Source organism: [Lactobacillus] timonensis (genome assembly GCF_900240275.1).
In the GTDB taxonomy this organism is placed as follows: Bacteria; Bacillota; Bacilli; order Lactobacillales; family Lactobacillaceae; genus Limosilactobacillus; species Limosilactobacillus timonensis.
In genome coordinates this window covers 95,803-121,834 of sequence record NZ_LT964761.1, presented here as the reverse complement: position 1 = coordinate 121,834, position 26,032 = coordinate 95,803, and the positions used below count along the sequence as shown (strand labels likewise).

The window sequence follows — 26,032 nt, the reverse complement described above, 5'->3', positions numbered from 1 at the left end:
TTCACTTAACAAATTTGACCATTATTGATCTATTAAGGAGGACTAGAAATGGATAACATGAATCCACAAACTGGTCGTCGCCAGGTCGTCGATCAGATCGGGCTTAATTCCTTTCTGACGAAGATGTACGGCAACATGGCATTGGCGGTGCTGGTGTCAGCCTTATCATCTTACCTGACACTGACCACATTTCGGACAGCAGTGATGGGTTACTTTGTGGCTCACCCGGGGACGGTTTGGTTACTGTTACTGTTGCCAATTGCACTATCAATGGGAATTTCCTTTAGTGCGACCCGCAACCCGGTTGGCGGTTTTATTATGCTAATGGTAATGGCGGTCATCTATGGTGTTGAATTTGCCTTGATTGCTGGCATTTACACGGCAGCTAATATCACAACGGCCTTTATTTCAGCGGCATCAGTATTTATTGTGCTGGCAATCTACGGAACAGTTACGAAGCGCTCGTTGGATAAGGCTGGATCACACGCGATGGCCGCGCTGATTGCGCTGATTATTGCGTCGCTGGTTAACCTGTTCTTGAAGAGTGCGGTAATCAGCTACGTCTTCTCATACATCGCAGTGATTATCTTCGTTGTCTTAACTGCCTGGGATGCTCAGAAGATGAAGCAACTCTACATCGAATATGGTAACCAGGTATCAGTAACTGGTTTGGCAATTACTGGTGCACTGCAATTGTACCTGGACTTTATTAACTTATTCCTGCAGTTGCTGAATATTCTTCAGATGGGCAGTAACCGCGACTAAGTATCGAAATACATCACAAGGGGGTGGGGATTTTTCCTCCCCCTTTTTCTTCTGGAGCAACAAACGCCACGAATTGGTAAACTTTGGTACAATTAAAGCGATTAGAAAAAGGGAGCGACTTTTGATGTCAAAAAAATTACTGCTGATTGACGGTAACAGTATTATGTTCCGTGCCTTTTTTGCCTTGCATAACCAGCTGGGCAAGTTCACCAATGCTGATGGGATGCATACAACCGCCATTTATGGCTTTAAGTTAATGCTGGACCATGTCTTGGAAAACTTTCACCCAGATTATGCATTGGCCGCCTTTGACGCGGGTAAGGTCACCTTCCGGACCAAGATGTACGGCGACTACAAGGGTGGCCGTAACAAGACCCCGGAAGAACTAGTTGAACAGATACCGTCAGTTCACGAACTGGTAGAAGACTGCGGGATCGCCGCCTACCAGCTTGCCAATTATGAAGCCGACGATATCATCGGAACGTTAGCTGGGCAGGCTGACCAGGAAGGCTGGGAAACGTTGGTCGTCACCGGTGACCGTGATTTGACGCAGCTGGCCACCGCCCACACGACCGTTGCTGTGACGAAGAAGGGCGTTACCCAAACAGAACACTACACACCAGCCCACGTTGAAGAGAAACTGGGTCTCAAACCCGCGCAGATTATTGACCTAAAGGCGTTGATGGGCGATAGCTCGGATAATTATCCGGGGGTCAGTGGGATTGGTGAAAAGCGGGCATTGAAATTAGTCCAACAGTTTGGCAGTGTCGAAGGACTTTACGACAACATTGACCAGCTAAAGAAGAGCAAGATGAAGGAAAACCTGGTCAACGAAGAAGAGGTAGCCAAACAGTGTAAGACACTGGCGACCATCCTCCGTGACGCCCCGCTTGGTGTCGGCATTGCAGATATTAAGTACCAGGGTGAACAAACTGACAAACTGGTTCAGTTTTACCAGAAGATGGGCTTTCGCAGTTTCTTGGCGAAAATGAACGCGCCCCTTGAAGCTGGCGGGAGCAAACCGGCCGCCGAAAAGCCGATTAAATATACGGTTTTGAATGCTAATAACCTCGACTTGGTTAACCAGCTGCCGTCACGGGTTTCCTTTATCTTGGAAATGCCAGAAGCTAATTATCACTTGTCGCCGTTTGCCGGTTTTGTCATTGGGGCAGGAGACCAATGGCTGGTCAGTCGCGATTCTGAGTTATTAAAGTCTTCAGAATTATCATCGCTTTTGGCTGATGACCATTATGTCAAAGATGTATTTAATGCTAAGGCACAGATTATTGGTCTCAACCGGTTAGGCGTAGCAATCAACCATGTGGGTTTTGATTTATTGTTGGAATCGTACTTGTTGGATACTAATGACAACAATAACGACCTGGGGATGCTGGCCCACGAACATGATTACTTTGACGTGGAAAGCGACGAGACAGTCTATGGCAAGGGTGCTAAACGCAAGATTCCTGAAGATGACCAGGTATTCTTTACCCACTTGGCGAAGAAGGCACGGGCAATTGAACAATTAGATAAGCCGTTAGACCAACAACTGGATGAACACCAGCAGATGCCGCTTTACACTGATATTGAGCTGCCGCTAACCCGGGTATTAGCCAAGATGGAAATTGCTGGGTTTAAGGTGGATGCCGACTTGCTGAAGCAAATGGGAAGCAAGATGCTGGAACGGCTGAGCGAACTTGAACAGCAGATTTACCAGGATGCTGGTGAGAAGTTCAACATCAATTCTACCAAGCAGCTGGGGACAATCTTGTTCGAAAAGCTGAAGCTGCCGGTGATTAAGAAAACGAGGACGGGGTATTCCACGGCAGTAGCTGTCCTAGAAAAATTGCTGGGGACATCGCCGATTATCGAACATATTTTGGAATACCGGCGGATTAAGAAAGTTCAGTCGACCTATGTTGACGGTCTTCTGAAGGTGATCCACAGTAGTGATGGCAAGGTTCACACTCGCTACCTGCAGACGCTTACCCAGACCGGACGGCTTTCGTCGGTCGACCCGAACCTGCAAAACATCCCGGTGCGGACAGAAGAGGGGCGGCAAATCCGTCACGCCTTTGTCCCGAGTCATGAGGGCTGGCAGATATTCAGTTCTGACTATTCTCAGATTGAACTGCGGGTACTGGCCCACGTTACCGGCGACAAGAACTTGCAACAAGACTTTATCGATGGCAAAGACATTCACGCCAGCACGGCCCGGCGAATTTTCCACCTGGACAAGGACGAAGAAGTAACACCCAATATGCGTCGCCATGCAAAGGCTGTGAACTTTGGGATTGTCTACGGAATTAGTGCGTATGGACTCTCACAAAGCATTCACGTTAGTCGCAAGCAGGCAAAGGAATTCATTGATAGTTACTTCCACGAATTTCCAGGAGTTAAGAAGTACGTCACCGAGATTGTCGAAAAAGCTCACAAACAGGGTTACGTTGAAACGCTGACTCACCGGCGGCGGTACCTCCCGGACATTAATAGCCGAAACCGCCCGCAACGGGCTTTTGCCGAACGAACGGCGATGAACACCCCTATCCAGGGGAGTGCGGCAGACATTATTAAAATTGCCATGATCCGGATGGACCGTGAGCTGGCTAAGCGGGGGCTGAAGGCCCGGATGCTACTTCAAATCCATGACGAATTGGTCTTTGAAGCACCGAAGGAAGAAATTCCGTTACTGGCCAAGGTAGTCCCACAGGTGATGGATTCGGCCATTAAGCTTGATGTGCCGCTTAAGGTGGAAAGCAAGTGGGGCGACACCTGGTATGATTTAAAGAAGTAAGGAGGAACAAGCATTGCCAGAATTACCTGAAGTTGAAACCGTTCGTCGCGGTCTGCTTAAAATTGCCAAGGGTCGGAAGATCAACGCCATTGACGTGTATTACGGAAAAACCATTGATGGTGACGTGGAAGAGTTTCGCCAGGCGTTAATTGGTCAAACCATTACGGATGTTAACCGGCGTGGTAAGTACCTACTTTTCCGGTTTAGCAATAATTTAACGATGATTAGCCATTTGCGAATGGAAGGCAAGTATTTCAACCAGAAACAGGGAAAGCCAATTGATAAGCACACCCACGTCGTTTTTAAGTTTACTGATGGGACGGAGTTGTGCTACCATGACACCCGCAAGTTTGGGCGGATGCGGCTAGTGAAAACCGGGACAGAAATGTCAGTCGCTGGTCTCAAAACGATTGGTCCCGAACCAACTGATCAGGACTTCACGGTGGAGTATTTCCGCAAAATTTTGAAACGGTCACGAGGGAAAATTAAACCATTTTTGCTTAACCAGCGGCACGTGGCGGGCTTAGGTAACATCTACGCTGACGAAGTGCTATGGATGAGCAAGATTAATCCCGAGCAACCAGCTAACAGTTTGTCAGATGAACAGATTCGTCTGCTTCACGACAATATCATTAAAGAAATTGCGGTAGCAACGAAGTATAAGGGGACAACTGTGCATTCCTTTACCAATGCCTTTGGTGATGCAGGAGGCTTCCAGGAGCGACTCCATGCTTATGGTCGCGGTGGTGAGAAGTGTGAACGTTGCGGGACGAAGATGGTCAAGATCAAGGTTGCTGAACGGGGGACAACTTTTTGCCCGCACTGTCAGCCGCTAGTTGAGGGTTAAGCTCATGATTGTCGGAATTACTGGTGGGATCGCGAGTGGTAAATCAACAGTCAGTCGACTCTTTCAAACTGCTGGTTGGCAGGTCGTTGATGCGGACCAAGTAGCCAAGCACGTTCGTGATACGAGCCCGACGGTTAAAGAAGCACTCGTTCATCGTTTTGGTCCGGAACTTTATGTTAGTGGTCGTTTGGATACCCAGCAGCTGGGCCAGCTTGTTTTTGCTGATCCGAAAGCACTGCAGGACTTAAATGAGTTATTACAACCACTAATTCGCGTTGAAATTGCCAAGCAACTCGCTACGATCAACGCCAAAAGGGTGGTATTAGATATCCCACTGCTGTTTGAGCAGGGTTACCAGCAATTGTGCGATGTGGTGGTGGTTGTGGCCGTTGATGAGCAGACTCAGTATGAACGCATTGTTGCTCGTGATGGGCTAGAAAGCACGGCGGCTCGCCAACGGATGGTAGCACAGATGCCATTAGCTGAAAAAATAGCCAGGGCAGACTGGACGATTAACAATAATAGCAGCCGCCGAAAAACAGCCCTGCAAGTATCCTGGTTGATGGATTACCTTGAAGATAAGTTAAGTAAGGAGAAACGACTATGATTTGTCCACATTGCCATCACGATGGCTCACACGTTGTTGACAGTCGTCCCAGCGAAGACGGTACCTTTATTCGTCGTCGGCGGGAATGTTCTCATTGTGGCTATCGCTTTACCACTTTTGAGCGCTACGAGGAACAGCCGCTGTTGGTGGTCAAGAAAAATGGGGCGCGTCAGCAGTTTGATCGGAAGAAAATTCTCAACGGTCTGGTTCGGTCAGCTGAAAAGCGGCCAGTAAGCATTGAACAGCTGACCAAGATTGCCAACACGGTAGAAAATAAGGTCCGGGCTCGCGGTGAAAATGAAGTGTCGACAACCATTATCGGTGAATACGTCATGGATGAGCTAAAGGATGTCGATGAAATCTCCTACATTCGTTTTGCTAGTGTTTACCGGCAGTTCAAGGACGTGGATGCCTTCATGAGCGAGTTGGAGTCGATGATCAACCATAATAAGAAGCATAGTAAGTAAGGACGGGATGAGGATGAAACGGACAATGCCACCAGTTACACCGAAAACGGGATATCTGGTAACGACGACTGTGGGCGACTTTACCATCGAACAGTCGGTGCTAACTAATCTGTATCAGCCATTATTGTCGCCGCTCGCCTATGTTCTAGAAAATGTTTTGGCAAACCAATTGCAAGTACATCCTACGCTGGCCGACAGGCGTTTGCATTCTCAATTGTTAACGTTATTGAATACTGGTACTGGCAAATTGCAAGCGGCTCGCGACCAGCTAGAAGCAGTCGGCTTGTTGAGAACATTTTTTCAAGAGGATGCGGTGGGGCCGATCTTTGTCTACCAGCTGCAACCACTTTTATCCGCACAGGATTTTTTTCAGGAAGACTTGTTGAGTACTAAGCTGCTGCAGGTAATTGGTGAGCAGCGGTTCAAACAATTAGCTTCCCGGCTGAAGCGTTATTACTATGATCCGGCGCAACTCACGGAAACCACGCACAGCTTTTTTGATGTTTTTACCCCTGATCAAACAACGTTGTCAGCAGACCAGCAGGTAACTGACGAGGTTAAGGCCACGCTTTCGGCTAACCATCACCAGGAAGAGCTTTTGCCGGCCGACGGGTTTGATTTTGCTCTGTTGGCCAAGCAACTGGTTGGCGATGGACTCGTCGATGAGGACTTACGGGTTAACCGGCAGTTGATCATCTCCCAACACCTGATGTACGGGATCGATGAGCCGCAAATGCGTCAGTTGGTGTTAAAGGCAGTCGACTGGGGAACCAGCAACCGGATTGACCCGCGACAGTTAAAATTAGTCGTTGCCGGTCAGTTTGAAACACCCGTTAAGGTGGACGATGAACAGCCCGGGGTGGCTGTTGCCGAAAACATGGAGGGGTTGTCCAACGAGGAAAAGCAGCTGGTTAAAGTTGCCAGCGACCTGGCGCCAATGACCTTCCTAGCGACACTCAAGCAGCAGACTGGTGGTGGCTTTGTCACGAGTAGCGAAAAATACATCATCAGCAACTTGCTTAACCAGGGCCTGGCTCCTGAAGTAGTTAATATGTTAAGCTACTACGTCATTGTCCAGCAGGACTTGCCGACCTTACGGAAAAACCTCGTTGACACGATTGCCAACAGTTGGCAGCGGAGCCACATCAGGACGGCTAGTGAAGCACTCAAGGAAATTAAGAACTTTAACCAACCTCGCAAGGCCAAACCGCGGAAGAGCGGTAAAAGTTATCGCCGCCGTGGGGGCCGCGTCAAAGAACAGCTGCCTGAGTGGGCACAAAACAATCAGTCTGGTAAGAAGACCAGGACGAAGGCCAGTGCAGCCCAATTGCGCGAGTCTCAGCAACTACTTGCCAAATTGAAGCAGAAGCATGACAATAAGAAGAAATAATATCGTCAGGAGGTGGGAAGAATGGAATCTGTTAGCCAGCAACTACAAAAAATTATGGCATCTCGTCATGAAGAGACTAAACGCTTGCGCCAGGAAGTATTAAATGATCCGGAGATCAGTCATTTTTTGCAATATCACCAGGCAGAGCTGACGCCGGAGATTATCGACCGGGGGATGTCCAAGCTGTACGAGTTTTACCACGAAAAACAGTTAGCCACTAATAACCAGACGACTGTTGCCCCGGGTTACTCGCCACAGTTAACCATTCGTAACCAGCAGATTGACGTGACCTACGTACCAACTGAAAAGCTGAAGGCCCAACAGGCAGCACGAGAACTGGAAAAACGGGTGACATTACGGAATATGCCCAAGTTTATCCGGCAGGCTGACTTTGACCACTTTTATACCGATGATGCACACCAAACCGCGAGCCGCCAGGAGGCTTTTAATGCGGCGCTGCGCTTTGTTAGTTCCTATCAACCCGGACAGTTCCAACAAGGACTTTACCTCTATGGCAGCTTTGGGGTGGGGAAAACCTATCTCCTGGGAGCAATTGCCAATGCCCTCGCCCAGCAAGGGGTCGAATCCACTTTACTGCATTTTCCAAGCTTTGCTGTTTCCATGAAGGCGGCCATTCGCGATAATGCTACCGGTGAACTGTTAGACCAGGTCAAGCAGGCCCCCATTTTGATGATCGACGACATTGGTGCCGATGCGATGTCGGCCTGGGTTCGTGACGATATTTTAGGGGTTATTTTGGAATACCGGATGCAGCAAGAACTGTCCACTTTCTTTACCTCTAACTTTTCGATGAAACAGCTGGAAGAAGAGCACCTGGCGATTGATAACCAGGGGAATGAAGAACCATTAAAAGCCAAGCGGATTATGGAACGGATTCGGTTCCTCTCCATGGAAACGCCAATGATGGGGGATAATTTGCGCAATGGCAACTAACTTTGCCTAACTCCTTGACATTAACGATTTGATTTAGTAAAGTATTAACCGTTGAAAGAAAAAGCAGAAGCACCCGCTTCTCGCCTAGGTTACTAGAGTGGCCGGGCAAACGAGCTGAATGTTAACACGGATCTTCCTGATTCGTGGCTAAGTGGCGGGGTGTGTATATGCCCCGCCTTTTGCTGTTTCTTTCGCGAAATAAATTGGAGGTGTGTTGCCATAGCTCAAGGAATGATTGTCAATGACGGTATCCGAGCACGTGAGGTGCGACTAATTGGTCAAGATGGTGAACAGTTGGGAATTAAGTCCCGCCGTGAAGCCATGCAGCTGGCAGAAAATGCCGGCCTCGACTTAGTACTGGTTGCCCCAAAGGCTCGACCGGCAGTTGCACGGATTATGGATTATGGGAAGTACCGTTACGAGATGCAAAAGAAGGAACGGGAAGCCCGCAAAAAGCAAAAGACGGTAGCGGTCAAAGAAATTCGCCTGAGCCCAACGATCGACACTAACGACTTCAACATTAAGTTGAACCGGGTAAAGAAGTTTATCGCTAAGGGCAACAAGGTACGAATTTCAATTCGCTTCCGTGGACGTGCGATCACGCACAAGGATATTGGTCGTGACATGATTGAAAAGATGGCCGATGCAACCAAGGAAATTGCAACGGTTGAGCAACGACCAAAGATGGAAGGTCGGAGCATGTTCTTAACCATTGCTCCGCGGACGGACAAAGATAACAAATAATAAAGAAGGTAGGAATTTCTTATGCCAAAGATGAAGACTAATCGCGCTGCTGCAAAGCGTTTTAAGAAGACTGCCAAGGGCGGTTTCAAGAGCGGTCACGCATTCACTAGCCACCGTTTTCACGGCAAGACTAAGAAGCAACGTCGTCAACTGCGCGGTACTGGTATGATGGACCAAACGAACATCAAGCGTTTCAAAAAGATGCTGCCATTCAAGTAAGCAGACGGTATTATTAACGATTAACGAGGAGGAAACGACACAATGCGAGTAAAAGGTGGAACAGTAACGCGCGCACGGCGCAAGCGGATTATGAAGTTGGCACGGGGCTACCGTGGTTCAAAGGGTACCCTGTTCAAGACTGCTAAAGACCAGGTAATGAAGAGCTACACTTACGCATTCCGTGACCGGAAGGTTAACAAGCGTAAGTTCCGTGAACTGTGGATTGCACGGATCAATGCAGCTGCCCGCATGAACGGGATCAGCTACAGCAAGCTGATGCACGGTTTGAAGCTGGCTAACATCGACATCAACCGGAAGATGCTGGCTGACCTGGCTGTTAACGATGCAGACGCATTCACTGCCATTGTTAACGAAGCTAAGAGTGCTCTTAAGTAATTAAGAAGTTTTATTGGCGGGGGACTGGTTACCGGTTCCCCGCTTTTTGTTTCAAAAATTTGAACCAGCGAAAAGACGCCGTTATAATTATTTTTGGAACCATTGAGAAAGGATTACGAACATGATTGAGCTTTTTAAACCGACGTGGATGATCGAAACGGCTTACCAAATCGACCCTCAAGCACTAAAACGGCATGGTATTCGTGCGGTTTTTAGCGATCTAGACAATACGCTGACTGCTTGGAACAACCCCAACGGGACTCCTGAAATGCGCGACTGGATGCAACGGCTGAAGGCAGCTGGCATTCCGCTAATTATCATTTCCAATAATACTGCTAAGCGGGTTGGCAAGGCGGTCGAAGCGTTGGATTTGCCTTTCATGGCGCGATCATTAAAGCCGCTCGGTTTTGGTATTACCCGGGCACGGCAAAAACTGGGCCTCAAGAAGAGTGAAGTGCTGATGGTTGGCGATCAGTTAATGACCGATATTGCCGCTGCTAACAGTGCTGGTGTCCGTAGTGCGTTGGTCAAGCCACTGATTAGTACTGATAAGTGGGTAACGAAGATTAACCGTCTGGCCGAAAAACCAGTTATGAAACAATTAAAGCGCCGTTTTCCGGAAGAAATTCAATGGCAGGAGAAAATTAATTAATGGATCAATCACAAGATAAAGAAGAACTTCGTTGCATTGGCTGTGGTGCAGTCATTCAGACGAGTGATCCCAACGAGGTTGGTTATACGCCGAAGAGTGCGCTGGAGCGTGGACTAGCGAACGATGAACTGTATTGTCAGCGCTGTTTTCGTCTCCGGCACTATAACGAGATTGCCCCGGTTTCACTGAACGATGATGATTTTTTACGGTTACTCAACCAATTAGGTAAAGTTAATGCATTAGTTGTTTATGTTGTCGATATTTTTGACGTCACTGGTAGTTTAATCCCGGGTTTGCACCGGTTCGTCGGGGATAATCCCGTCCTGCTTGTGGGGAATAAGGAAGACCTCTTGCCGCGGTCGTTAAGGCGGAGCAAGTTACGCGATTGGTTGCGCCAGCAGGTTAATCAGGCGGGGATTCGTCCGGTAGGAACAGTCCTGGTATCAGCAAAGAAAAACCGTCAGATTGATTCACTCCTGGATAAAATTGAGCATTACCGGCAGGGACGCGACGTCTATGTTGTGGGTGTTACTAATGTTGGTAAGTCAACCTTAATTAACTCGATTATTAAGCAAAGAACGGGCGTTAGCGATCTCATTACCACTTCGCGTTTCCCGGGAACGACGCTTGATAAGATTGAAATTCCGCTGGACGATGGACACCAGCTGGTCGACACGCCGGGGATTATTCATGAAGAGCAAATGGCCCACATCTTACCGGCGAATGATCTCAAGATTATTTCTCCGCAACGAGAAATTAAACCGCGCACTTACCAGCTGACTGAGTGGCAAACGTTGTTCTTCGGGGCGGTAGCACGGTTTGACTATGTGAGTGGACCGAAGGCGGGGTTTAACGCCTACTTCGATAATAATCTGATGATTCACCGCACCAAGCTGGCCAACGCAGACCATTTTTACGAGCAGCATGCCGGTGAATTATTGACGCCGCCAACGAAGGAGGAACTGAAGGAGATCCCGCCACTGGTTGAGCATAGCTTCGCTGTCTCGCAGCGCAGCGACCTAGTGATTGAAGGTCTGGGCTGGGTCACGGTACCGGCAGGATGTTCGGTCGTTGGCTGGGCGCCGAAGGGTGTCGGCGTGGTTTTGCGTCGGGCAATGATTTAAAAGGAGAAAACAATGCAGTTACGTGGAAAACAGAAACGATACTTACGGGCACAGGCCAACCACTTGTCGCCGATCTTTAGTGTCGGCAAAAACGGTCTAACACAGGCGTGGCTCGATCAATTAGATGGTGCACTGGACCGGCGAGAGCTAATTAAAGTGAGCCTCCAGCAAAATACCGACACGACTGTCGAAGAAACAGCTCAGTTTATTGAAAGTAACACCGACATTCAAGTTGTTCAAAAAATTGGTCGGGTGCTGTTGTTATTTAAGGAGTCGGCCAACGAGAAACAACGTGATTTATCAACCAAGGTTGACAAAATTTAATTAATTGGTGGTGAGAGTGATGCAGGAGCAAAAACAGGCAGGGGTTGTCGTGCAACCAGCGCCACAACCGTTGATTTTCAGCAAGCGGCGGCGTGTTGGCTTGTACGGAGGGACGTTTAACCCCGTACACAATGCGCATTTATTAGTGGCCGACCAGGCTGGCAAGGCCCTCTGTTTAGACCAGGTTTTGTTTTTGCCAGATGCTCAACCGCCACACGTTGACCATAAGGAAGCCATTGATGTCAAAGACCGAGTAGCAATGCTGCGGCTAGCTATCGCTAATAATAGCTTTTTTGGTCTTGAGCTGGATGAGGTCAAACGTGGGGGGACTAGTTATAGTTACGATACCGTCAAACGGATGAAGGAACGCCATCCCGACGTTGATTACTACTTTATTATTGGCGGCGACATGGTTGATTATTTACCTACCTGGTACCGGATTGATGACCTGGTTAAGCTCGTTCACTTTGTTGGTGTTCGGCGTCCAGGGGCAAAAAATGAAACTTCTTATCCCGTCACCTGGGTGGACGTGCCGCAAATTGATTTTAGTTCAACGGATATCCGTCAACGGGTAAAGACGGGTCAGTCTATTAAATACATGGTTCCGTCAGCAGTTGAAGATTATATTGAGGAGCATCAGTTGTACCATGACTAAGATTGAATACCAGCAGCACTTGTTGCCATTAAGTCGCCAGCAGCTCGTTAACAAGCTAGACCAGGCACTTACTACGGATCGTTTCCACCACGTCCTGCGGGTCGAGGAGACGGCAATAAAGCTAGCCAAGCAATACGGGGTTGACCCAGAGAAGGCCAGTGTTGCAGGTCTTTGCCACGACTATGCCAAGCAACGGCCTGATGAAGACTTTATTAAAGAGATTAAACAAGATGGTTTGGATCCCGACTTGTTAAACTGGAATAATGCGATTTGGCACGGAATTGTTGGTGCTGAAATGGTCAAGCACGAGCTAGGTGTGTGGGATGAAGATATCCTGAACGCAATCCGCCACCACACAACTGGTGCGCCAGTGATGAGCCGCCTGGAACAAATTATTTACATGGCTGATTATATTGAGCCGGGACGCAGTTTTGATGAGGTCGTGAAGGCCCGTCAATTGACGGCTAAAAGTTTAAAACTGGGTGTCGCCTACCAGACTGAACAGACGTTGGCCTACCTGGTGGAACGGGACTTACCTGTTTACCCGGCTACTATTCTCACCTACAATGCCTGGGTACCACAAAATAAAGGAGAACTTTAATGGATAGTAAAAAAACACTCGAACTTGTTGTGAAGGCCGCTGACGGACGGCGGGCTGAAGATATTGTGGCCATGAAAGTGGACCAAATTAGTCCGATGGCCGATTACTTTGTTGTCATGACCGGTGGTTCTAACCGCCAGGTGCAGGCTATTACCAATGCGATTGTGGAAATGGCGCATGAACAAAAGATTGAAATCGGCAGTGTTGAAGGAAAAAACGCAGCTCAATGGGTCTTAGTTGACCTCGGCGATGTGGTCGTTCACATTTTCCGCGAAGAGACGCGGCAATTTTATAACCTGGAAAAGCTGTGGTCTGATGCGCCACTGGTCGACCTTAGCGCATGGGTTAACGAATAATGGGTGTTTACCAAAGTTTTGCCAGGATCTACGATCAGCTATTTGATCCGGTAATGTATGAGCACTGGGCTGATTTTAGTCAGCAGCGTGTTCATTTGCAAAGACCAGCCGTCCTCGACCTTGCGGGGGGAGCTGGTCGTTTTGCTAGTTTGATGGCTCAGCGCGGCTGGCAAATGACCGACCTTGACCAATCTGAGGAAATGCTTGCACTGGCTTCAGAACACGCCGCGGCAGCCAATGTTAACTTGACGTTCGTCCAAGGGGATATGACGCAGCTGGCGGGCTTGCCGATCTATGATGTCGTGACCTGTTACGCAGATTCACTGAACTATCTGCCAACACCTGCGCTGGTCAGCCAAACACTCAACGAGGTGGCGGCTCATCTGACCGATACAGGGATCTTCCTGTTTGACGTGATCACACCATACCAGACAGACGTTATTTATCCTGGCTATATGTATAATGACGAAACAGACGATGAGCAGGCAGCACTGATGTGGCGGTCGTATGCTGATGATGACGTGGCTCACGGTGTTATCCATGACCTAGTAATTTTTAATCGGACCGATGATGGTAGCTATCAGCGGCAATCGGAAATGCATTTTGAACGGGCATATCCACTATCATGGTGGCAAGAGCAGTTGGCGGCTGCAGGTTTTAACAAAGTATCCGTTACGGCAGGCTTTGGTCAACAGCAGCTAACAAAAACCACGTCCCGCTGGTTTTTCGAGTGTCATCGTTAGGGGGTGACGAGATGAAAGCAGTTGGTTTAGTGGCTGAGTATAATCCCTTTCACAACGGCCACCTCTACCACCGCCAGCAGGCACAGCGGTTGACGGGGGCAGACGTGGTGGTGGCGGTGATGAGCGGTAACTTTACGCAGCGCGGAGTGCCGACCATCGTTGATAAGTGGCAGCGGGCTCGGGAGGCCCTGCAAAGCGGGGTTGACCTGGTAGTGGAGCTACCGGTCTTTGATGCCGTTCAGCCGGCCCACCTTTTTGCGGCTGGCGCATTACGGTTGTTGGCCGGACTAGGGGTTGCTGACGTTGTCTTTGGCGCTGAACACCCTGATTGGGACTTTCAACAGATGGTCGCAGCTGAAAAATCATTCCAGTCGGCCAGCTTCCAGCGCTATAACGCCACCTTTGCGACCCAGTTCAACCAGGAGCTCGCCAAGCAAACTGGTCATCAGTTGATGGATCCCAATGATATTCTGGCCTTTGCTTACTATAAGGCCAAGGCAGAGGAGAAATTGCCCCTTGCACTGCATGCCATTGAGCGCATTGGCAGTGCGTATCATGATCATAACTTGAGCGGAAACTTGGCTAGCGCGACAGCTATCCGCCAAGCAGTGGCTAATGGACAGGTTCCGGTCCAGACGGTACCAGCACAAACGGCTGCCGACCTGGGTGAGGTAGTGTCAGTGCCAACGTGGGACCAGTTGTACCCGCTATTGCGCAACCAGCTCATCCAGGCACCCGTTGCTCGGTTGGCGGAAGCTTACGAAGTGGCGGAAGGTCTGGAATACCTGATGAAGGATGCTGCAGAGAGAAACTTAACTTTTACAGGATTCCAGCGCGCTGTTAAGTCGAAACGTTATACCTACGCCCGATTATTACGTGCCGAATTTTATCTCCTCCTGCAAGCGACCACTACTGAAGTTGAAAAAGCAATGACCAGACCGTATTATCACGTCCTTGGCTTTACTGCTACCGGACAACGTTATTTACACCAGGTTAAAAAAGGTTTACCGTACCCGTTGATTGTCAAGGTGGACCAAGACCTCAAGCGGGGGATGATGAACCTTGATTACCGGGCCGGCAAACTATATCAGGTCTTTACCAAGCAGGAGCAGGATTTAAAACAGCCACCACTGCGACTGTAGGCTGTCAAGGAAATAACATTGACAATAAACGGGGCGGCTAGTATAATTCATCATGTTGCATTAGGAGGTTTAGCGCATGAAATGGTCACTATCTGAAGCACGCAAATATCACGATACCCCACTTCACATTACGCAAACTCTTGAGCTGAATGAGCCAATGACGAAGCGTTTTCCAGACATGGTGCTGGCGGTTGAGCCGGCGATCGTCGATGGTTATCTGAGTTATGATGGCGGGGATGCGACCCTTGGCGTTAACGTCAAAGTTAAACTGACGGTTCCATCTAGCCGGTCATTGGCTCCCGTACCGTTATCTCTTGACTTCGATTTTACGGAGTCGTACGTGGGTGATAAGTCCCACCTGAACCGATACGAAAAGGATGAAGTGGTGTTTGTCATCGACCCGGATCACGGGACGATTAATCTCGATTCTGCCGTCGCTGAAAACATCATTGAGCAGCTACCGCTAAGAATCCTCACCAAGGAAGAGGCGGCCGGTAAGGCAATGCCAGCTGGTCGAGGATGGCAGGTAGTCAGCGAAGATCAAGTTCAGCAGGGCAACGATCAACAAGTTGATCCACGTTTGGCTAAGTTGAAACAATTATTTCCTGATCAGGATGAAAAAAAGTAGGTTAGCCGACGGTTAAAAACCTTTGTGGATAATTCTATTTTAAGGAGGTGTCACTCATGGCTGTTCCAGCACGGAAAAAATCCAAGATGCGTAAGCGTACTCGTCGGGGTCACATTAAGTTGACTGTCCCTGGCCTGGCACCATGCCCAAACTGCGGTGAATTGCGCAAGTCACACATGGTTTGCCCTAACTGTGGTTACTATGATGGCAAGCAGGTTGTTACACCTAACAACTAATTTCACAACGAAAAAGCTTCCTAAGGGACCGGTCCTTGGAAGCTTTTTTCATTTATGTAACAAAATTTTACAAACAGATTTTAATCTGCTAACAATCAGTTTGAAAAACGGATAACAACCGCCAAATTTGCTATCTTTACTAAGGTAAATTTAGTCTTTTGGGGGAATTAGGTTGAAACTCGCACGTTTGTCAAGCAATTTCATGACGATTTTGGGAACGATCATGCTGGCCATGCCGATGACTGCTTCGACGGTTGTTGCCGGTATTCGACACCGGACAGCAGTTCCACTGGCGCTGGTCAACAAGTCGACATTGAACGCGACGGCCAGCAGCTTGAGTGCTGACCGGACAAACCAAGAAACGGCGGCAACTGCGAAGTTGCCCGCTTCACCATCGAGCACTGCCTTTACACCCAGTGAAGTGCATGCCGTTCGTCCAGACGGGACTGGAACGGTGAAAGAAAATGCCGATGCCAATGGTGGGGTTATTCGTTGGTATCTCGGGCAGGAACCAGCTGACATTAAACCATACCTGCAGACCCCGCGGAGTGCTGGCCTTGGTTACGAAACTGATCGGGGCTGGTTCAATGGTAGTGGGGTCGCTGCAGACCAGTGTGTTGGTTTTGCGTCGAGTTATTTCTATGCTCTTTGGCAGCAAAAAGGCAGCGGTCAGCGTCTGCCACGGGGGACGGTTCCTGCAGGTGGCGATGCGGCGGCCGATTGGGCTCAGGCAGTTGGTGGTCACACGGATAGTACACCGCATGCTGGCGCCATTGCCGGAACTGGTCACGACCATCCGGAACCGTTGGGAACGAACCCCTATGGCCATACCTTTGTCGTGATCCACGTCCTGGCCAACGGTGACATTATTTGTGCCGAGTAAAATGGGTTGTACTCTGGTGGAAACAACGGCCATGGACCAGCAGCTAACCAGTGGAATTACATGTTGATTTCCAAGCACCTGTACAAGGACGTTGTTCACGCTCAGTTCTTTACGCCAAATGTTGATGCACCAAATTCATCACGGTGGCAATTAAACTGGTAAAATCGATGAAAGACTGTCATCCGAACAATGAATGGCAGTCTTTTTAGTGAAAAAGCGGTACAAGGCGGATTAGGATGAGTTATAATCACATTAACGATTATTAACGATTGTCTCATTCGGTTAGGTGAGGATTAAATTAACTGGTGAGATAAGACCGTTACGACGGTAATCAAATTTTGAGGAGTTAACTTTATGAGTAGTCGGATTTTAATTATTGAAGATGAGGAAAATTTAGCGCGCTTCGTTGACCTGGAACTGAAACACGAGGGCTACGACACGCAGGTGGAATTGGACGGCCGGGCTGGCTTGGACGCGGCCCTCAAGGATGATTACGACTTAATCCTGCTTGACTTGATGTTGCCGGAATTGAACGGGATTGAAGTGGCCCGTCGGGTTCGTGAAATCAAGGACACGCCTATCATTATCATGACGGCCCGCGATTCGGTGATCGACCGGGTTTCCGGCTTGGATCACGGGGCAGACGACTACATTGTCAAGCCGTTTGCAATCGAGGAGTTATTAGCGCGGGTTCGGGCACTGCTGCGGCGGATTAAGATCGAGGACAAGAGCAACGAAGCTCATCAGCAGATGGTGACATACAAGGACCTGACCATTGAAAAAGAAAACCGCGTCGTTCGGCGGGGGGACGAAGTGATTAACCTGACGAAGCGTGAATACGAACTGCTCTTAATTTTGATGGAACACATCAACGTTGTGATGCCGCGAAAAGAACTATTAAGCAAGGTTTGGGGTTACGACTCTGACGTTGAAACCAACGTGGTTGATGTTTACATCCGTTATCTCAGAAACAAGATTGACCGCGAAGGTGAAAAGAGTTACATCCAGACCGTTCGGGGGACCGGTTACGTAATGCGTTCGTAATTGCCATTGAAAAAGTGGGGTTAAGCAATGAACTCTGAACAGGAACCACAGAAACGCTTTATTTCATTAAAAGTGAAGTGGGCAATTGGAACGGCCCTCGGTGCGTTCGTCATTTTTGTTGCTCTCGCTTCGACTCTTTTCTGGTCATTTAACTCTGACCTGTTAAAGCAGGAAAAACAGGCGGTTAACAGCAGTGCGCAGATAATTAGCCATCGGCTGGAAAATGAACATCCAGTCTCCTTGACCGAGCATAATGTCCAAGACGCGCTACTGAAAAAGCAGCCAGCACGGGCAACCGGCAATTTTTATAAGACGCCAGTAGTCGAGGGCTTGGCAGACAGCCACTTGGTGGTGACTATCTATGACCGGCAAGGACAACCGGTTTTTTCGACGGGACAGCCGCAGAAAAAACTGGTTAAAAGCTCCCGGGAAAAGAACGCCCAGCTAGTCAGGGGAAACGACCACCGGATTCTGCTGGCTAGCCGACCGTTACGGCGGGAGGGCAGCCAGCAAGTAATTGGCTACTTGCAAGTTGAAAACCCACTGAACAGCTACCACAAGCGGTTTGCTCACATGGCAGTAATTGCCTTGCTGTTGTTGCTGCTGGTGGTTCTGCTCAGCGGGCTGCTCGGCTACTTTTTAACGTACTTGTTATTGTCGCCGCTTAACAGCATTCATTCGACTCTGGAGGAAGTCAGCGCGGATCCGACCCGTGATGCCCGTGTTGAGGTTTCACGGGCAAACGATGAGCTGGCGAAGCTGGGACAGATGTTTAACAAAATGCTGGATCAGACGCAGCGCTACATCAACCAGCAATCTCAGTTTGTGGGCGACGTTTCCCATGAATTGCGGACGCCAATGGCCATTATTCAGGGGCATATTCAAATGCTCCAGCGGTGGGGGAAAGAAAAGCCCGAAATTCTTGACGAATCCATTGACGCGATCATGCAGGAAACGAAGCGGATGAACAACCTGGTCAAGGAAATGTTAGACCTGAGCCGGGCGGAACAAGTTGATATCCAGTTCCGTGACTCGACAACGGTGGTCAATGACGTCGTCAACCAGGTTTATAACGACTTTAAGATGATCCATCCCGACTTTGTTTTTATGCTCGATGATGACCTCCATCGGCCAGTCAAAGTCAAAATACACCGTGATCACTTAGAACAGATCTTGATTATCCTTTGTGATAACGCCATTAAGTATTCGACACAGCGGAAAGAAGTTCACATTACCCTGTCAAAGAGTCTGAACGCGGTGGAAATCGCTGTGCAGGACTTTGGGGAGGGGATTGCCCCTGAAGAAACCAAGAAAGTCTTTGACCGCTTTTACCGGGTCGATAAAGCCCGCAGTCGCAAAAAGGGTGGCAACGGTCTCGGCCTGGCCATCGCCAAGCGGCTGGTGGAGGGCTACCACGGAACTATCAGCTTGGAGAGTTCACTGGGGTACGGTTCGATTTTCCGGGTAACTTTGCCGATTGCTGAAGATTAATAATGTTGTGGTGCTTGAAAAATTTAAAACTAATAAGAACATTTGAGTTATATCAATGTTCTTATTTTTTATATTATTCATAATTTATAATTTGCGTTCCCCTAAGATGAGTAGGAAATGAATTGTAATAATCACTTAACATATAGAATATAATTTTTCGTTGTTATGAATTCTCAATGACCTTATTATCTCATTATTTCCTTAAAACGCTGTTTGAATGGAAGTATACAGAGTGTTAGAATTGAGCATGAACGAGAACATTTCTACTTTTTTGCAATTATGTTTTTTTTCTTACTCTTAGAGAGGTCGTGTTTTTATGGTTGATGATAACAAGGCTTCTGCCGGAAAGCTTGGCTTGTTCGGCTTACTAGCCCTATGTATTAGTGCCATGGTTGGGTCAGGTGTTTTTGACTTACCAAAGAACATGTCTATGGAAGCTGGGTTAACTGCTCAGATTATTTCCTGGATTGTAACTGGTATTGGTATTTGGTTTATCGCTGAAATGTTCGTTATTCTTAGTGATGTTAAGCCTGACTTAACTGCTGGTCTTTACAAGTATGCTCAAGTTGGTTTCGGGGACTTTAGTGGGTTCTTTACCGCATGGGCTTACTTCATTTGTGAATGTGCTGCTAATGCGGCATATGCGGTACTTGTTATGAGTACTCTTGATTACTTCTTCCCTGGTGTATTTACCGGTGGTAATAACTGGCCATCAGTTATTGGTGCTTCCATTATCACTTGGGCTATTACAGCTCTGGTACTTCGTGGTGTTGAAGTTTCAAGTAAGGTTCAATCATTCTCAACTGTGCTTATGCTTGCCGTTGTTATTGTGTTCTTGATCACTGTTGCTATTCATTTTGATCCTCACACATTTACTTTGAACGCTAATGCTACACATGCTGTAGCAAAGGTAAGCGACAAGCCGATGGGCAGCGTTATGCATCAATTGATGAATACTATGATGGTTACCTTGTGGCTGTTTGGTGGTATTGAAGGTGCCGTTGTCATGTCTGGCAAGGCACGTGATGTTCGCCAAGTTCCTAAGGCAACTGTTATGGGCTTCATTGTTTGTCTAGTAATGTACGCCCTGGTTGGTACACTGTCACTTGGTGTTTACAGCTATGGTCAACTTGCAAAGTTAACTTCGCCATCAACTGCATACATTCTGACTAATTTGTGGCACAGTACTATTGGTCGAGATGTTATCACTATCGCATTGCTGTTTGCGGTATTCTCCAGTTGGATTTCATGGATTCAAATGCTTGCTGAATTACCACAGCACGCTGCACAATCTGAAGGATCATTCCCAGCAGCATTTGCTAAGGTTAATAAGAATGGTGCACCAGCATTCTCAATCATTGTTGCAACTGTCGTTATTCAGATTATTATTTTGATTGCACACTTTGACGAGAGTGCATATCAAATGTTACTGACTATTGTTGGTGTTATGACCGTTCCACCATATCTGTTCAGTGCAATGTACCTGATTAAAATTTCGCGTCCATCTATGACTGATTTTGATAGTCAAACTAAGCACCGCAAACAGAATGGTATGATTATTGGTCTGCTTGCATTTGCTTACATTCTCTTCATGGCATATTCTGCTGAAATCAAGTATACTTTGATTTCATTTATCTTCTATGCAGTAGGTATTCCAGTATATATGTGGGCACGTAAGCAACACAATAAGAAGGCATTCACGAAAGGTGAATTAATTTTCGCTATCGTAATTGTCTTAGTTGCTCTTTACGGGATATATGTTCTTGCTAAGGGTTAATGATATTATTTCTTAGTTCATTGGTACAAATCAGAAAAGCTGTACGTTTTATCGTATGGCTTTTTTGATTTGTATATTATGTATATAAATTAAATATGTTCTTTAAAAATGACTATTTGTATTGGGAATCTCTTCACAAAAAAATGATGCAGTGGTATACTAAGAAATGTGAAGAGTAGAAAGCGTTTTCGTTCATTGCTTATTTATTCTTTACACTTATAGTTTTTACAGTTTTATTTTATTTTTGGATGGAGGATTTATTATGTCAGAATTAGATACGAAGTTGAATAAACTTGGTGTTGATCGCATTGCCATCAGTCCATACACTAAATGGTCACGTGGTTACATGGAACCAGGTAACCTTGGTAACGGTTATGTTACAGGTTTAAAGGTTGATGCTGGTGTTCGTGACAAGAGTGATGACGATGTTCTGGACGGTATTGTTTCATATGACCGTGCTGAATGTAAGAATGCTTACATTGGTCAAATTAACATGACCACTGCCTCATCATTCACTGGCCCACAAGGTCACTTGATTGGTTATGATATGCTTCGTAACCCAGAAGTAGACAAGGCAAAGCCATTATTTACAGTAAAGCAGTGGGATGGTTCTGATCTTCCAATTTACGATGCTAAGCCGCTTCAAGACTCCTTAGTTGAATACTTTGGTACCGAAGAAAACCGTCGTCACTACCCAGCTCCTGGTTCATTCATTGTTTGTGCTAACAAGGGTGTTACTGCAGAACGTCCAAAGAATGATGCTGACATGAAGCCAGGTCAGGGTTATGGTGTTTGGTCTGCTATCGCTATTTCATTTGCTAAGGATCCATCAAAGGATTCCAGCATGTTCGTTGAAGATGCCGGTGTATGGGAAACTCCTAACGAAGATGAACTTATTGAATACCTGAAAGGCCGTCGTATGGCAATGGCTAAGTCAATTGCCGAATGTGGTGAAGACGCTAAGGCTTCATTCAAGGGTTCTTGGATTGGTTTCGCACATGCTATGATGAAGCCAGGCCAGATTGGTAACGCTATTACTGTTGCTCCTTATGTTTCAATGCCAGTAGATTCCATTCCTGGTGGGTCTATCCTCACTCCTGACAAGGATATGGAAATTATGGAGAACTTAACGATGCCAGAATGGCTGGAGAAGATGGGATACAAGTCTCTGTCAGCTAATAACGCTCTTAAGTACTAATTAGTATATAACAGCCAATCGATTTCCGAAGAAGAAGGGGTAGTTTTGTTTGGCTACCTCTTCTTTTTCTTGAGTCCATAATATTGGAGCTTAAATTTATGAATGATAATTATGAAGTTAGTATGGGCCGCATTCACGAAGCCATTCCTAAGAAGTGGATTACTGATGAACTTATGAAACTAGTAAAGAATAGTGGCGTAAGGTTCTCACAGGTTATCATTAATCATGAGAATGGTCAAAATGTCTTTTATTTAACGTCTATAAAAGACTTTTACATCGCGAACGGTAATTCCTTAAAGCAATTCCACAAGAGTGATGTTGAAAGTGTCAAGTTTGTTAAGCCAGTTCCTCATGGCGAAGTAATTATTACTCTTAAGAGTGGCGAAACTTTCCAATTAAAAGACATCATAGCTGGACGTGCGTTTGACTATATCCAGGATGTTAAACCAAGAACGATTACATTAGCTGGCTATGATAATACAATTCGGGGAGAGTTTCCTCAGTTACTTGATCCGGATCATGCAGAAGAAAATGACAGATTGCGTCGCTGGATGCAGGATGGCCATATTAGCCATTACCAGTATGATGATGCAAATCCTGCTTATCCCAAAGCTGGTAAATAAATCTGATCATTTGATATTGACATTTTGCATTTCAAAAGTTAATATTAAGTCAACATCATTAAGGTAATACGCAAGCCTATGCATGCGTCCTAATTTCAGTAGTTATTCATTGAATCTATTGTAATATTGCTAAAACTAGTTACTTGCAAAACCGTATATGTGAACAAAGTAATATATATCGTGATGGGGAGCGTTATTACCCCGGCTGCTGGTTACTCAGCAGGTGTGTCATAATACTTGGACAGTATTATGGATGAGGTAAAAACACATAGTAGTAAGCTCCCTAAAGATTTTATTATCTTTAGGGAGTTTTTTAATGGAAAGGAGAGAAAGAATATGCCCAATAAGAAAGTAAAGTATCAGCGGCCACGTGGAACTGCTGATATTTTGCCAGGTGATAGTGATCTGTGGCAAAAGGTTGAAGGTGTCGCAAGGCAAACCTTTAGCCAGTTTGGTTATTCCGAAATTCGGACACCAATGTTTGAAGCCTTTGACGTATATTCTCGAAACGTTGGGGATACTTCAGACATTGTTGAAAAGCAAATGTATGATTTCTACGATAAGGGTAATCGTCACATTGCTTTACGTCCTGAGGGTACGGCTGGTGTTGTTCGTGCATATGTCCAAAATAAATTATTTGGTCCAGAATGCCCGAAACCGTATAAAGTATATTACATGGGCCCAATGTTTAGATATGAACGTCCTGAGTCAGGTCGTCAACGTCAATTTACTCAGATCGGCTGTGAAGCATTAAATAGTGAATCTCCACAAATTGATGCTGAAGTTATTTTGGAGGCTCTCTTATTCTTCAAGAGATTAGGAGTCAAAAATCTTAGGGTCGCAATTAACACTTTAGGTGATAATGAGACTCGTACAAGGTATCGTGAGTCTTTAATTAACTATTTAAAGCCATTTTATGATGAATTGAGTGAAGATTCTCAAGAGAGATTGTATAAGAATCCGCTTCGTGTTTTGGATAGTAAGGACCCTCATGATAAAGAAATTGTAAAAGACGCTCCTTCCATTCTTGATTCTTTGTCAGATTACTCTGCTAAGTATTTTGATGATGTTAAGAAAATCCTTGACGAATTCAACGTTGATTATGTTGTAGATCCGGACATGGTTCGTGGTTTGGACTATTATACTCACACCATTTTTGAAATCATGTCTAATGCGCCTGTCTTTGGCGGTGGTTACACTACAATTTGTGGTGGTGGCCGTTATAATGGGCTAATCTCTCAATTAGGTGGTCCTGATGAAGGTGGGATTGGTTATGGTATCGGTGTTGAGCGTCTATTATTGTTGCTGAAAAATGAGAATAAAAACTTTATTCCCAAACCATCATTGGACCTATTCTTTGTAACTGCTGATAAAGCTGGTAACGATTTTGCTTTCTCACTAATGGAAACACTTCGTGAAAAAGGTATTAAAGTTGACAAAGATTATCAGGGTTTAAAAGTTGGAACTCAAATCAAAGAAGCTACACGAAGAAATAGTAAGTATTTTGCTGTAATAGGTAGTAAAGAAGTGGATAGTAAGACTTTGGAACTGAGTGGGACGAGCTCTGATGAAAAAGTTAAGGTATCCGTGAACGAACTTCTTGAAAATCCATCCCAATACTTAAAATAAAACTGTAAATAAAACTGTAAAACTGTAATAAGCAATGAACGAATATAAATTAAACTGTAAGTAATAAGCAAAAAGGATTGGCCACAGTCATGGCTAATCCTTTTTTAATTGGTTCTACACTATTCGGTACTGATGGAATTTTCCATCGGTACCGTTTTTCGTTTATGATGACAATAAAAAAAACGGACAATCACCCCAAAGCCTAAATCGTGGTGATTGTCCTCCAGAAAGGAAATTAATCCTCATGACTAATGATATCAACTTTTTAACCGGAATCCAAGACCCAGGGCTTCAGCTGGATAANGATGACAATAAAAAAAACGGACAATCACCCCAAAGCCTAAATCGTGGTGATTGTCCTCCAGAAAGGAAATTAATCCTCATGACTAATGATATCAACTTTTTAACCGGAATCCAAGACCCAGGGCTTCAGCTGGATAAAGAAGGGGCTGAGACTATTGATGACCAAACCAAAATCATTCATTTGGTCAAGACTGGTGAATGTCGTTGTCCTGTTTGTGGACGCCCGATGTTGAAGAATGGTTTTCGTCATCGCCCAGTAGTCATTACCGCCCTGTCGGTCGCTGGTGTAAAGACCATTCTCATGATTAAAAAACAGCAGTATATCTGTAAGCCGTCCACTAAATGTCCGCAAACCGTGACGAAAATCGCCACGATTAAAGGCATTAGCCGCGGCTGTCGGATTGCTAATAACGTGAAGCAATTCATTATCAAAGACCTTCACCGTAATATTTCACAGAAAGAGTTAGCCCATAACTATTACGTGTCTGCTAGTACCGTTGCCAGAACCATCGATACGCTAGAAAACACCTTTGTTCCTGAGAAAGATTGGCTGCCGGCAACGATTGCTTTTGATGACTTCAAGTCAGGCCAATTCGCTGATAGTGGGATGAGCATGCTCTTAATGAATCCGACTAATCATCGCACCATCGATATTATTAAATCCCGGAACTCGCTTTATTTCAAGCACTACCTTTATCGTCTCTTTAGCCGGCGGGCCCGATGTTCTTTCCGTTTGATTGTCGTCGACCTTTATCACCCTTACCGGAGCTTAATCAAGGAACTCTTTCCTCATGCCCGAATTATTGCCGATCATTTTCATATCGTTGCCCAGGCGTATCGGGCACTTCAAGCGGTGCGGATTAAAGTAATGAATCGTTATGGTCATGGCACCCACGAGTATCGCGTTTTAAAGCGTTTCTGGAAGTTACTTTTACAAAAAATCGCTCATTTAGATAATATTCACCACTATCCACGGCGCAACTTTCGTGGCGCCTGGTTGTCTGATAGTGAGGTCATTGATCGGCTTTTGTCCATGTCACCCGAATTGCAAATAGCTTATGACTACTACCAAACTTTGATAGAGGCAGTGGATCAAGGTCAAGCAGCAGAGTTAACGGCACTCTTACAACGCAAACTCACTAATCTGCCTAAACAATTACAAAAAGTCCAGCGGACTTTACGGCAACACCAGGAAGAAATCATCAGGAGCTTTCAATACCAGTTAACTAATGGTCCCATTGAGGGTACTAATAACAAAATCAAAGTAATCAAACGGACGGCTTATGGTTTTCGCAACTTTTTCCGGTTCCGGATTCGCATACTAATAGCATTAAAAAATTCGCACATCATGGTTCAGGCACCCATAATCACAAGAAAAACCAGCCCAAGCAAACTAGTTGCTTGAACTGGTCAAAATTAGCTATCAGTACCGATTGACAA

At 46.3% G+C, this 26,032-nt stretch carries 29 protein-coding genes and 1 other annotated feature; all 29 genes read left to right on the top strand.

Features of this window, described 5'->3' with window-relative positions; genetic code table 11:
* The first annotated feature begins 48 nt into the window (after positions 1-48).
* The 29 genes from C1710_RS00630 (at position 49) to C1710_RS00495 (ending at position 25,997) form a co-directional block, all read left to right on the top strand.
* Positions 49-765 (top strand): Bax inhibitor-1/YccA family protein, encoded by a 717-nt coding sequence (locus tag C1710_RS00630; protein WP_102278940.1) that lies wholly within the window; start codon positions 49-51, stop codon positions 763-765.
* A 124-nt stretch (positions 766-889) separates the two neighbouring features.
* Positions 890-3,559, top strand: a complete 2,670-nt coding sequence (gene polA / locus C1710_RS00625) for a DNA polymerase I (protein WP_102278938.1) — start codon at positions 890-892, stop codon at positions 3,557-3,559.
* A gap of 13 nt (positions 3,560-3,572) precedes the next feature.
* Entirely contained in the window at positions 3,573-4,406 is an 834-nt protein-coding gene (mutM, locus tag C1710_RS00620) for a DNA-formamidopyrimidine glycosylase (protein ID WP_102278936.1), read from the top strand.
* A gap of 4 nt (positions 4,407-4,410) precedes the next feature.
* On the top strand, positions 4,411-5,013 hold the full coding sequence (gene coaE, locus C1710_RS00615) for a dephospho-CoA kinase (RefSeq protein WP_102278933.1): 603 nt from the start codon (positions 4,411-4,413) through the stop codon (positions 5,011-5,013).
* The gene (gene nrdR / locus C1710_RS00610; RefSeq protein WP_102278930.1) at positions 5,010-5,480 is read left to right on the top strand and encodes a transcriptional regulator NrdR; all 471 of its coding nucleotides are present in this window, start codon (positions 5,010-5,012) and stop codon (positions 5,478-5,480) included. The genes coaE and nrdR overlap by 4 nt, the downstream gene beginning before the upstream one ends.
* Before the next feature lie 13 nt (positions 5,481-5,493).
* Positions 5,494-6,870 (top strand): replication initiation and membrane attachment family protein, encoded by a 1,377-nt coding sequence (locus C1710_RS00605; protein ID WP_180961263.1) that lies wholly within the window; start codon positions 5,494-5,496, stop codon positions 6,868-6,870.
* Between the two features lie 21 nt (positions 6,871-6,891).
* Positions 6,892-7,824, top strand: a complete 933-nt coding sequence (gene dnaI / locus C1710_RS00600; RefSeq protein WP_102278925.1) for a primosomal protein DnaI — start codon at positions 6,892-6,894, stop codon at positions 7,822-7,824.
* A gap of 55 nt (positions 7,825-7,879) precedes the next feature.
* Positions 7,880-8,014, top strand: a sequence feature (ribosomal protein L20 leader region).
* 41 nt (positions 8,015-8,055) lie between these two features.
* Entirely contained in the window at positions 8,056-8,568 is a 513-nt protein-coding gene (gene infC / locus C1710_RS00595) for a translation initiation factor IF-3 (protein ID WP_102278923.1), read from the top strand.
* Positions 8,569-8,589: 21 nt separating this feature from the next.
* Entirely contained in the window at positions 8,590-8,787 is a 198-nt protein-coding gene (gene rpmI / locus C1710_RS00590; RefSeq protein ID WP_102278920.1) for a 50S ribosomal protein L35, read from the top strand.
* Positions 8,788-8,829: 42 nt separating this feature from the next.
* Positions 8,830-9,183, top strand: a complete 354-nt coding sequence (gene rplT, locus C1710_RS00585; protein ID WP_102278918.1) for a 50S ribosomal protein L20 — start codon at positions 8,830-8,832, stop codon at positions 9,181-9,183.
* A gap of 121 nt (positions 9,184-9,304) precedes the next feature.
* Complete coding sequence (locus C1710_RS00580; RefSeq protein ID WP_102278916.1) at positions 9,305-9,835, top strand: YqeG family HAD IIIA-type phosphatase; 531 nt, start codon at positions 9,305-9,307, stop codon at positions 9,833-9,835.
* Complete coding sequence (yqeH, locus tag C1710_RS00575) at positions 9,835-10,959, top strand: ribosome biogenesis GTPase YqeH (RefSeq protein ID WP_102278913.1); 1,125 nt, start codon at positions 9,835-9,837, stop codon at positions 10,957-10,959. Before C1710_RS00580 ends, yqeH begins: the two co-directional genes overlap by 1 nt.
* Positions 10,960-10,971: 12 nt before the next feature.
* A complete protein-coding gene (gene yhbY, locus C1710_RS00570) occupies positions 10,972-11,283 on the top strand; it encodes a ribosome assembly RNA-binding protein YhbY (protein ID WP_102278911.1) in 312 nt (103 codons plus the stop codon).
* A gap of 19 nt (positions 11,284-11,302) precedes the next feature.
* Positions 11,303-11,938 carry a nicotinate-nucleotide adenylyltransferase gene (locus C1710_RS00565; RefSeq protein ID WP_102278908.1) on the top strand — a complete coding sequence of 212 codons (636 nt, stop codon included), beginning with the start codon at positions 11,303-11,305 and terminating at the stop codon, positions 11,936-11,938.
* A complete protein-coding gene (yqeK, locus tag C1710_RS00560) occupies positions 11,931-12,539 on the top strand; it encodes a bis(5'-nucleosyl)-tetraphosphatase (symmetrical) YqeK (RefSeq protein WP_102278905.1) in 609 nt (202 codons plus the stop codon). Before C1710_RS00565 ends, yqeK begins: the two co-directional genes overlap by 8 nt.
* Positions 12,539-12,895: a ribosome silencing factor gene (gene rsfS / locus C1710_RS00555; RefSeq protein ID WP_102278902.1), complete on the top strand. Its 357-nt coding sequence runs from the start codon at positions 12,539-12,541 to the stop codon at positions 12,893-12,895. The genes yqeK and rsfS overlap by 1 nt, the downstream gene beginning before the upstream one ends.
* Positions 12,895-13,638, top strand: coding sequence for a class I SAM-dependent DNA methyltransferase (locus tag C1710_RS00550; protein ID WP_102278900.1), 744 nt, complete (start codon positions 12,895-12,897; stop codon positions 13,636-13,638). The genes rsfS and C1710_RS00550 overlap by 1 nt, the downstream gene beginning before the upstream one ends.
* A gap of 11 nt (positions 13,639-13,649) precedes the next feature.
* The gene (locus tag C1710_RS00545; RefSeq protein ID WP_102278898.1) at positions 13,650-14,780 is read left to right on the top strand and encodes a nucleotidyltransferase; all 1,131 of its coding nucleotides are present in this window, start codon (positions 13,650-13,652) and stop codon (positions 14,778-14,780) included.
* 76 nt (positions 14,781-14,856) lie between these two features.
* On the top strand, positions 14,857-15,408 hold the full coding sequence (locus C1710_RS00540) for a DUF177 domain-containing protein (protein ID WP_102278895.1): 552 nt from the start codon (positions 14,857-14,859) through the stop codon (positions 15,406-15,408).
* A gap of 56 nt (positions 15,409-15,464) precedes the next feature.
* Positions 15,465-15,644 carry a 50S ribosomal protein L32 gene (rpmF, locus tag C1710_RS00535; RefSeq protein ID WP_102278893.1) on the top strand — a complete coding sequence of 60 codons (180 nt, stop codon included), beginning with the start codon at positions 15,465-15,467 and terminating at the stop codon, positions 15,642-15,644.
* Positions 15,645-15,816: 172 nt separating this feature from the next.
* Positions 15,817-16,527 carry a CHAP domain-containing protein gene (locus C1710_RS00530; protein WP_102278890.1) on the top strand — a complete coding sequence of 237 codons (711 nt, stop codon included), beginning with the start codon at positions 15,817-15,819 and terminating at the stop codon, positions 16,525-16,527.
* A gap of 6 nt (positions 16,528-16,533) precedes the next feature.
* On the top strand, positions 16,534-16,689 hold the full coding sequence (locus tag C1710_RS08225) for a hypothetical protein (RefSeq protein WP_180961262.1): 156 nt from the start codon (positions 16,534-16,536) through the stop codon (positions 16,687-16,689).
* Between the two features lie 192 nt (positions 16,690-16,881).
* A complete protein-coding gene (locus C1710_RS00525; RefSeq protein ID WP_102278888.1) occupies positions 16,882-17,571 on the top strand; it encodes a response regulator transcription factor in 690 nt (229 codons plus the stop codon).
* Positions 17,572-17,598: 27 nt separating this feature from the next.
* Entirely contained in the window at positions 17,599-19,062 is a 1,464-nt protein-coding gene (locus C1710_RS00520; RefSeq protein WP_102278885.1) for a HAMP domain-containing sensor histidine kinase, read from the top strand.
* A gap of 316 nt (positions 19,063-19,378) precedes the next feature.
* On the top strand, positions 19,379-20,839 hold the full coding sequence (hdcC, locus tag C1710_RS00515; protein WP_102278882.1) for a histidine-histamine antiporter: 1,461 nt from the start codon (positions 19,379-19,381) through the stop codon (positions 20,837-20,839).
* 262 nt (positions 20,840-21,101) lie between these two features.
* Positions 21,102-22,037, top strand: a complete 936-nt coding sequence (hdcA, locus tag C1710_RS00510) for a histidine decarboxylase, pyruvoyl type (RefSeq protein WP_102278880.1) — start codon at positions 21,102-21,104, stop codon at positions 22,035-22,037.
* 98 nt (positions 22,038-22,135) lie between these two features.
* The gene (gene hdcB / locus C1710_RS00505; protein WP_102278878.1) at positions 22,136-22,660 is read left to right on the top strand and encodes a histidine decarboxylase maturation protein HdcB; all 525 of its coding nucleotides are present in this window, start codon (positions 22,136-22,138) and stop codon (positions 22,658-22,660) included.
* A 336-nt stretch (positions 22,661-22,996) separates the two neighbouring features.
* Positions 22,997-24,289 (top strand): histidine--tRNA ligase, encoded by a 1,293-nt coding sequence (gene hisS / locus C1710_RS00500; RefSeq protein WP_102278875.1) that lies wholly within the window; start codon positions 22,997-22,999, stop codon positions 24,287-24,289.
* Positions 24,290-24,671: 382 nt separating this feature from the next.
* Positions 24,672-25,997: an ISL3 family transposase gene (locus C1710_RS00495; RefSeq protein WP_102281683.1), complete on the top strand. Its 1,326-nt coding sequence runs from the start codon at positions 24,672-24,674 to the stop codon at positions 25,995-25,997.
* Positions 25,998-26,032: the final 35 nt, after the last annotated feature.

Bases quoted from the DNA above. Each gene is read 5' to 3' on its own strand.
- C1710_RS00630 (WP_102278940.1), top strand. From the start codon at position 49: ATGGATAACATGAATCCACAAACTGGTCGTCGCCAGGTCGTCGATCAG.
- polA (WP_102278938.1), top strand. From the start codon at position 890: ATGTCAAAAAAATTACTGCTGATTGACGGTAACAGTATTATGTTCCGT.
- coaE (WP_102278933.1), top strand. From the start codon at position 4,411: ATGATTGTCGGAATTACTGGTGGGATCGCGAGTGGTAAATCAACAGTC.
- nrdR (WP_102278930.1), top strand. From the start codon at position 5,010: ATGATTTGTCCACATTGCCATCACGATGGCTCACACGTTGTTGACAGT.
- C1710_RS00605 (WP_180961263.1), top strand. From the start codon at position 5,494: ATGAAACGGACAATGCCACCAGTTACACCGAAAACGGGATATCTGGTA.
- dnaI (WP_102278925.1), top strand. From the start codon at position 6,892: ATGGAATCTGTTAGCCAGCAACTACAAAAAATTATGGCATCTCGTCAT.
- infC (WP_102278923.1), top strand. From the start codon at position 8,056: ATGATTGTCAATGACGGTATCCGAGCACGTGAGGTGCGACTAATTGGT.
- rpmI (WP_102278920.1), top strand. From the start codon at position 8,590: ATGCCAAAGATGAAGACTAATCGCGCTGCTGCAAAGCGTTTTAAGAAG.
- rplT (WP_102278918.1), top strand. From the start codon at position 8,830: ATGCGAGTAAAAGGTGGAACAGTAACGCGCGCACGGCGCAAGCGGATT.
- C1710_RS00580 (WP_102278916.1), top strand. From the start codon at position 9,305: ATGATTGAGCTTTTTAAACCGACGTGGATGATCGAAACGGCTTACCAA.
- yqeH (WP_102278913.1), top strand. From the start codon at position 9,835: ATGGATCAATCACAAGATAAAGAAGAACTTCGTTGCATTGGCTGTGGT.
- yhbY (WP_102278911.1), top strand. From the start codon at position 10,972: ATGCAGTTACGTGGAAAACAGAAACGATACTTACGGGCACAGGCCAAC.
- C1710_RS00565 (WP_102278908.1), top strand. From the start codon at position 11,303: ATGCAGGAGCAAAAACAGGCAGGGGTTGTCGTGCAACCAGCGCCACAA.
- yqeK (WP_102278905.1), top strand. From the start codon at position 11,931: ATGACTAAGATTGAATACCAGCAGCACTTGTTGCCATTAAGTCGCCAG.
- rsfS (WP_102278902.1), top strand. From the start codon at position 12,539: ATGGATAGTAAAAAAACACTCGAACTTGTTGTGAAGGCCGCTGACGGA.
- C1710_RS00550 (WP_102278900.1), top strand. From the start codon at position 12,895: ATGGGTGTTTACCAAAGTTTTGCCAGGATCTACGATCAGCTATTTGAT.
- C1710_RS00545 (WP_102278898.1), top strand. From the start codon at position 13,650: ATGAAAGCAGTTGGTTTAGTGGCTGAGTATAATCCCTTTCACAACGGC.
- C1710_RS00540 (WP_102278895.1), top strand. From the start codon at position 14,857: ATGAAATGGTCACTATCTGAAGCACGCAAATATCACGATACCCCACTT.
- rpmF (WP_102278893.1), top strand. From the start codon at position 15,465: ATGGCTGTTCCAGCACGGAAAAAATCCAAGATGCGTAAGCGTACTCGT.
- C1710_RS00525 (WP_102278888.1), top strand. From the start codon at position 16,882: ATGAGTAGTCGGATTTTAATTATTGAAGATGAGGAAAATTTAGCGCGC.
- C1710_RS00520 (WP_102278885.1), top strand. From the start codon at position 17,599: ATGAACTCTGAACAGGAACCACAGAAACGCTTTATTTCATTAAAAGTG.
- hdcC (WP_102278882.1), top strand. From the start codon at position 19,379: ATGGTTGATGATAACAAGGCTTCTGCCGGAAAGCTTGGCTTGTTCGGC.
- hdcA (WP_102278880.1), top strand. From the start codon at position 21,102: ATGTCAGAATTAGATACGAAGTTGAATAAACTTGGTGTTGATCGCATT.
- hdcB (WP_102278878.1), top strand. From the start codon at position 22,136: ATGAATGATAATTATGAAGTTAGTATGGGCCGCATTCACGAAGCCATT.
- hisS (WP_102278875.1), top strand. From the start codon at position 22,997: ATGCCCAATAAGAAAGTAAAGTATCAGCGGCCACGTGGAACTGCTGAT.
- C1710_RS00495 (WP_102281683.1), top strand. From the start codon at position 24,672: ATGACTAATGATATCAACTTTTTAACCGGAATCCAAGACCCAGGGCTT.